Genomic DNA, 6,384 nt, shown 5'->3' on the forward strand with positions numbered 1-6,384 from the left:
CGGCCTGTCACGCCGGGGGTCGCGGGTTCGAGTCCCGTCCACTCCGCCACTTATATTAAGCCTCAGTCGAAAGACTGAGGCTTTTTTCGTTTCTACTGGCGGCGTTTCCCTGAAGTGTGTTTACACCTAATTAGACTACTCCCCATAATCCCTACTAAGTGAACTTTGCGTGATTACACACTAGGCTTTAATTAATATAGGCCGTTGATGCTGTGGAAAGACAATATGACCTACAAACAAACCTAAGTAATCTATGGTATTCAAAGGCGTTCAACGGCTTGAATCTTGATGAGAAAGAAAAAACGAACTGTGCGCATAATCCAGAAAAGCGTCATATATACCCCCAATCTCTCCTGGCTCAAAAATCAAACGACTTGAAAAGAATTGGAAGGTGAAAGATTGAAGGAGCTCTTCATTAGCGAGGTGATGATTTTCGACGCTGAACATTTGATGAGTCTCAGAAAAAATATATCGCCAAAAGGTAAGAAGCGCCAGAACAGAGAGGGGTAGCTTAGCTCGAGGCTGTAAGCTATGCGGAATACTCACAAACGTCAAAGCTCAAACCCATTAAGAGAGTCGCTCTAGATCTAAGTGGTTATGTGCTCACTAGCGGTACTAGAAAATAGTTAAGTATTCCAAATGGATTATATGAAAAAGCCAACTGCTAAAGCGGTTGGCTTAGTATAAAAATCTCGACGTACTTTAGAGCGAGAAATGATGTCTAAAGAATACGTTTTAAAACACCATCTGCCTTTAGGCGGGTAATTTTTCTGACCAGTCGCTGTACCCCTATAGGATAGTCTTCTACTTTCTCTAATTGCTTATAAGTACAGATAAGGTGAGTATGCTCAAGAATACGCGAAACTTCGTCTTCAAACGTCTCAGTGAGCTTCGCATAATTGTCTTGTATGAGTAGCCCATTTTCTAGGTCGAGTGACCAAGCACGTGGATTTAGGTTATTCCCAGTAAGTAGCATATAGCGTTTATCAACCCAAATACCCTTAAGGTGGAAGCTGTTATTGTCATGCTTCCATAGGTGAATTGACAATTTACGTGCTGCGATATTCGCTTCATTGGCTTTCGCAAAGCGACGCAAATTCACTTCGTAAAGATATGGAAGCCCGCCAATGGTTTTAAAGTCTTCCTCAGGTGCAATGTAAAAGTCGTTGGCGGTTTTATCACCCACAACAATAGTTACTTTCACACCACGCTTCATGGCTCGTTTCACTTCACGATGAAGTGCTTTAGGGAAGTTAAAGTAAGGCGTACAAATGAAAATTTCGTCTTGGGCTGCTGCCAGTAACTTTACAATCTGTTGATTGAGCAGATTACGGCGTTTGCCTAGCCCAACTAACGGAGTGACTTTTACGCTTTCTTCTGTTGCAGCTTGGTCTTCAAACTTATAGTTTGCTTGAGCAAGAGAAGCCCTCAGTTGGCGAATCGCCGACTTTATTTCTTTGGTTTCTGGCTTATCTTTTCCTGCAAGATCATTAACGGCAGGGTGAGCAATCATTTCTTCCTGAATGAATTGCACCATTGAATTCGCTAAAGATTCATGTCGAATCACATGGTAACGATCAAATCGATAACGTTCATGATAATGGAGATAAACGTTATTTAAGCTCGCCCCACTGTAGATAACAGTATCATCGACAATGAAGCCTTTTAAATGCAGTACCCCAAAAACTTCTCTGCCACGCACTGGTATGCCATAGACAGGGATTGGGTGTTGGTACTTACTGGCATATGCTTTGTAAAGCGCTGAATTACCCTCAGATGTCTCCGCACCAATCAGGCCACGCTGCGCTCGATGCCAGTCGACACAGATATTGATGTCCAACCCAGGATTGCGCTGTTTCGCTTCATAAAGCGCAGTGAGAATTTCACGTCCAGCTTCATCATCTTCCAGATATAGAGCGACTAGGTAAATTCGCGACGTTGCTTTGCTGATAGCATCTAAAAGACGGGTTCTGAATGATTCTGCTGAATACAGAACATCAAAGTCTTCCGGATTGACAGCGAGACTTGGCAACTGTTCGAATGGATTCCTACTTACTATCATATCGGTATGAGTACCTTAGTTTAGTGCAATATTGCGAACCTGCCATTTTATCAAAGATATGATTTACCTGGCTACAAAAGCACGCGTTTTGATGTCGTTGAAGAGATGAATTGCATTGGAATGAGATCTTTACCGCTATCTACATAACGTTGAAATGCCATTTTTAGCGGGTGTGGTAGCTCAGAGCAATCAATTGTTGTGAATCCATGCTTGGAATAATAGGATTCGAGATGTGTAAACGCGAAGCAATAATCGCCATCAGTGAAAACATTGCTTTTACAATGAGTTAGTAGTTCTTTTCCAATCCCTGTTCCCCTAACTTTCGGAATGACCAACATTCCTGTCAACAGACGAACTTTATCTACACTTTTTAAACGTAGTAACGCAATGATTTCACCTTTATGGCTTGCTGTAATGATCAATTCATCTTTTTTGGCTCGACCCGCAGGGTAATACGCTTTGTATAGTTTCTTAATGAGGGGGAGCTTGATGGGATTTAACACTTCTATGATTAATGAGTCTGGTATTGTCACTGCGGTTAAAAGATAACTAATGTAGAATGTCGACAGTTTAAGAGAATCTTATCTGGTGTTGCAAACCTACTATGCAAATTAAAACAAATGCGAGCCTAAAGGCTTACCATACTTTTGGAATTGAACAATCGTGTTCCTATTTAGCTATCGTTGAGTCGCTTGAAGATGTTATTGAGCTATTTCAAAACCCAAGATTCACCCATTTACCGAAACTTTTTTTAGGTAAAGGAAGTAATGTTCTTTTTACAGAACATTTTGAGGGATTAGTGATTGTTAATCGAATCATGGGTAAAGAAGTCACGGAAACGGATGAGCATTACCTATTACATATTGCCGGTGGTGAAGATTGGCCTGAATTGGTTTCCTGGTGTGTGAATCAGGGGATCGGTGGGATTGAGAACTTAGCTTTGATTCCAGGTTGTGCTGGCTCGGCTCCTATTCAGAACATTGGTGCGTATGGCCTAGAGCTAAAAGACATCTGTGATTATGTAGATGTTCTTGACCTAACTACGTTTGAAAACAAAAGAATGCACGCCCAAGACTGTGAGTTTGCCTATAGGGATTCCATATTTAAACATGCGTTGCACGGAAAGTGCTTTATCACCGCATTAGGGCTTAAGTTGGCGAAGCAATGGCAGCCGATTAACCAGTACGGTCCTTTACAAAGTATCCCAGAAGAACAACTCAGCCCTGCTTCTATCTTCGAACGAGTATGCCAAGTGCGAAAGGCAAAACTGCCAGATCCAACCAAGATAGGTAACGCAGGTAGTTTCTTTAAAAACCCAGTGATCACAGAAGATCACTATGATCGACTAACAAAAAAATACCCTAACGTAGTGGCCTACCCAGCTTCAGGAGGAATGAAAATTGCTGCTGGTTGGCTTATTGATCAGTGTGGATTAAAGGGGAAGTCTGTACATGGTGCGCAGGTCAACCCTATGCAAGCTTTGGTTTTGACCAACATAGATAATTGTAGTGCTGATGACATTGTCGCGCTTGCTTCTTTAGTGAAGCAGACGGTATGGGACAAATACCAAATCATACTTGAGCATGAAGTACGCTTTCTCAATCGTACCGGGGAGACCAATTTGACTCAGATCGAGGCATCTAGATGAGAAAAGATCACTCTACGAAACTTCATATTTTAAAGTTATTAAGTGATGGAGAGTTTCATTCAGGAGAAGCGTTGGGCGACGATCTTAATGTTTCTAGAGCGGCAATCGCTAAGCACATTAAAGGTCTTAGTGAATGGGGTATTGATATTTATCGAGTGCAAGGGCGCGGTTACCAGTTAGCCTCACCATTGCAGTTGTTAGACGAGACTCTCCTGACCACTAGCTCGGAGTCACTTGTTGAACTCGTCCCTGTGATTGACTCAACGAACCAATATTTGCTCGACAGAGTCGCGGATTCGGAAAAGGGCCGTGTTTGTATTGCTGAATATCAAGCACAAGGGCGTGGTCGCCGCGGTAGACAATGGGTCTCACCGTTTGGCTCTAACTTATATCTCTCTATGTATTGGCGACTGGATGCAGGAATGGCTGCGGCAATGGGCTTGAGCTTGGTGATTGGGATTGCCGCAGTGGAAGCTTTGGAAGAAGTAGGCATGCAAGGTGTTAAACTCAAGTGGCCGAATGACTTGTATTATCAAGATAAAAAACTGGCCGGAATCTTGGTTGAAATGTCGGGTCAGGCCGGTGGGGCTGCTCATCTAGTGATTGGGATGGGCCTGAATATTGGAATGCCTGACGACCAGCCTGAGATTGACCAGCCATGGACCACGTTGAACCAAGTAAATCAGAGTCTCAAGATCGATAGAAATGTTCTAGCAATGACACTTATCAAGCATTGGAATTCCGCACTTGTCGAATATGAAATGAAAGGACTTACTGGCTTTATCGAACGTTGGAATCGGTTAGACAATTTCCTTAATCGTCAGGTCAAACTGCTTATTGGTCCTAGAGAGGTATATGGCGTCGTTCGAGGCATCGATCATCAAGGTGGAATATTAATCGAAACCTCCCAAGGACTAGAGACTTATATTGGTGGTGAAATCTCGTTGCGTAAAAGTGACTAATCTTCGATTACTTTCGCAACGAGACTTTATCAACCAAGTGGTTAACGCCTTTGTGTAGAATCAAGTGGGCTCTCTCACGAGTTGGAAGAATATTCAATTCTAAATTGAGCCCATTAATATCATGCCAAATTTGCTTCGCTTTTTTCTTTGCGTCATCGACAGAGAGTTGTGTGTAGTGGCTAAAATAAGAGCCTGGTTTCGTAAAGGCCCCTTGGCGAAACTTTAAAAAGCGTTCTACATACCAATGTTCAATGGTCTCTGTTTCTGCATCGACATAAATTGAAAAATCTAAAAAGTCAGAGACGAAGACACGATGCGGGTCATGTGGATAGTCCATTCCACTTTGCAGAACGTTTAAACCTTCAATAATAAGAACATCCGGTCTATCCACTTTTCTTAGTTCATCAGTAATGTCATACGTGATGTGAGAGTAGATGGGTACTTCAAGATCGGGCTTTCCTGCCTTTACGTCAGACATGAACTCGACTAAGCGCTTGATATCATAGGATTCTGGGAAGCCTTTACGATGCATGATACCGCGTTCTTCTAGTACTTTTTTCGGATATAGGAAGCCATCTGTTGTAACCAAGGACACTTTGGGATGATTCTCCCAACGAGAAAGCAATGCCGTTAGAATACGAGCAGTCGTACTTTTGCCTACAGCAACACTGCCAGCGATACCAATTACGAAAGGGGGAGCATGTTCCTCTGTATTTAAGAATTGTTGTAATACGGAATTGCGGCTTTGACGAGCTTGGACATACAGATTCAAAAGACGAGACAAAGGAAGGTAGATCTCTACCGCTTCCTCCATGGTTAGGTTTTCATTAATGCCCTGAAGCGCAGTCAAGTCGTCTTCAGAAAGTGTCATCGGTACAGAGTTTCTTAACTCGGCCCAATTTGCACGGTCAAATGACAAAAATGGACTCATGGGTCTCTTTTATCCTTGGTTTAATAGAAGCAAGAACATACATCAAGCGAACTTCAAAGCAAACGACAAAGGTCGAAGTTTGCTTTAAAAAAGCTAAGTTTGTACGAATTTGCAGCAAACGAATCTAAAAAATCGAAATTTATGATTTTTTTTCAAATTACTATTGCAACCTAGAAAATCATTCAATAGAATGCGCACCACTTATGCCGACTTAGCTCAGTAGGTAGAGCAACTGACTTGTAATCAGTAGGTCACCAGTTCGATTCCGGTAGTCGGCACCATTCTTTCCTTTAGTAGTCTGAATGGCTTGAAAATTTGGAGGGGTTCCCGAGTGGCCAAAGGGAGCAGACTGTAAATCTGCCGGCACTGCCTTCGATGGTTCGAATCCGTCCCCCTCCACCATATTCTTTAGGAAATAGCTCTCAGAGTTACGTGTTGCGGGCATCGTATAATGGCTATTACCTCAGCCTTCCAAGCTGATGATGCGGGTTCGATTCCCGCTGCCCGCTCCACTCTAATTTGAGTGCTGATATAGCTCAGGTGGTAGAGCGCATCCTTGGTAAGGATGAGGTCGGCAGTTCGAGTCTGCCTATCAGCACCAGCTCTCAAGTTTATTTCCTTTTGATATTAGATTTACCAATTATCTTTTTTTGGTTGCGTGGTCAATTTGGGCCACCTAAATCCGTACCTAGAGGGACCACTCATGTCTAAAGAAAAATTTGAACGTACGAAACCGCACGTTAACGTTGGTACTATCGGCCACGTTGACCACGGTAAAACA

At 42.8% G+C, this 6,384-nt stretch carries 5 protein-coding genes and 4 tRNA genes; 6 read left to right on the forward strand and 3 right to left on the reverse strand.

The window, feature by feature from the left end:
- Positions 1 to 721: 721 nt before the first annotated feature.
- Both pssA and R7M92_RS24560 read right to left on the reverse strand, forming a co-directional pair.
- Positions 722 to 2,062 (reverse strand): CDP-diacylglycerol--serine O-phosphatidyltransferase, encoded by a 1,341-nt coding sequence (gene pssA / locus R7M92_RS24555; RefSeq protein WP_318132052.1) that lies wholly within the window; start codon positions 2,060 to 2,062, stop codon positions 722 to 724.
- Between the two features lie 71 nt (positions 2,063 to 2,133).
- Positions 2,134 to 2,565 carry a GNAT family N-acetyltransferase gene (locus R7M92_RS24560; protein ID WP_213973597.1) on the reverse strand — a complete coding sequence of 144 codons (432 nt, stop codon included), beginning with the start codon at positions 2,563 to 2,565 and terminating at the stop codon, positions 2,134 to 2,136.
- Between the two features lie 101 nt (positions 2,566 to 2,666).
- Between R7M92_RS24560 and murB the strand changes: the two genes are divergently transcribed.
- Both murB and birA read left to right on the forward strand, forming a co-directional pair.
- A complete protein-coding gene (murB, locus tag R7M92_RS24565; RefSeq protein WP_213973596.1) occupies positions 2,667 to 3,710 on the forward strand; it encodes a UDP-N-acetylmuramate dehydrogenase in 1,044 nt (347 codons plus the stop codon).
- Entirely contained in the window at positions 3,707 to 4,672 is a 966-nt protein-coding gene (birA, locus tag R7M92_RS24570; RefSeq protein WP_005373054.1) for a bifunctional biotin--[acetyl-CoA-carboxylase] ligase/biotin operon repressor BirA, read from the forward strand. The genes murB and birA overlap by 4 nt, the downstream gene beginning before the upstream one ends.
- A 7-nt stretch (positions 4,673 to 4,679) precedes the next feature.
- Here birA and coaA read toward each other — a convergent pair whose 3' ends face one another.
- Positions 4,680 to 5,603, reverse strand: coding sequence for a type I pantothenate kinase (gene coaA / locus R7M92_RS24575; RefSeq protein WP_005388683.1), 924 nt, complete (start codon positions 5,601 to 5,603; stop codon positions 4,680 to 4,682).
- 205 nt (positions 5,604 to 5,808) lie between these two features.
- Between coaA and R7M92_RS24580 the strand changes: the two genes are divergently transcribed.
- The 4 genes from R7M92_RS24580 (at position 5,809) to R7M92_RS24595 (ending at position 6,204) form a co-directional block, all read left to right on the forward strand.
- Positions 5,809 to 5,884 (forward strand) — tRNA-Thr (locus R7M92_RS24580).
- Between the two features lie 36 nt (positions 5,885 to 5,920).
- Positions 5,921 to 6,005: transfer RNA gene (locus tag R7M92_RS24585), tRNA-Tyr, on the forward strand.
- Between the two features lie 35 nt (positions 6,006 to 6,040).
- Positions 6,041 to 6,115 (forward strand) — tRNA-Gly (locus tag R7M92_RS24590).
- Positions 6,116 to 6,128: 13 nt separating this feature from the next.
- A tRNA-Thr gene (locus R7M92_RS24595) sits at positions 6,129 to 6,204 on the forward strand.
- The last annotated feature ends 180 nt before the right edge of the window (positions 6,205 to 6,384 follow it).

Source organism: Vibrio sp. Vb2880, from assembly GCF_033337975.1.
Taxonomy (GTDB): Bacteria; Pseudomonadota; Gammaproteobacteria; order Enterobacterales; family Vibrionaceae; genus Vibrio; species Vibrio alginolyticus.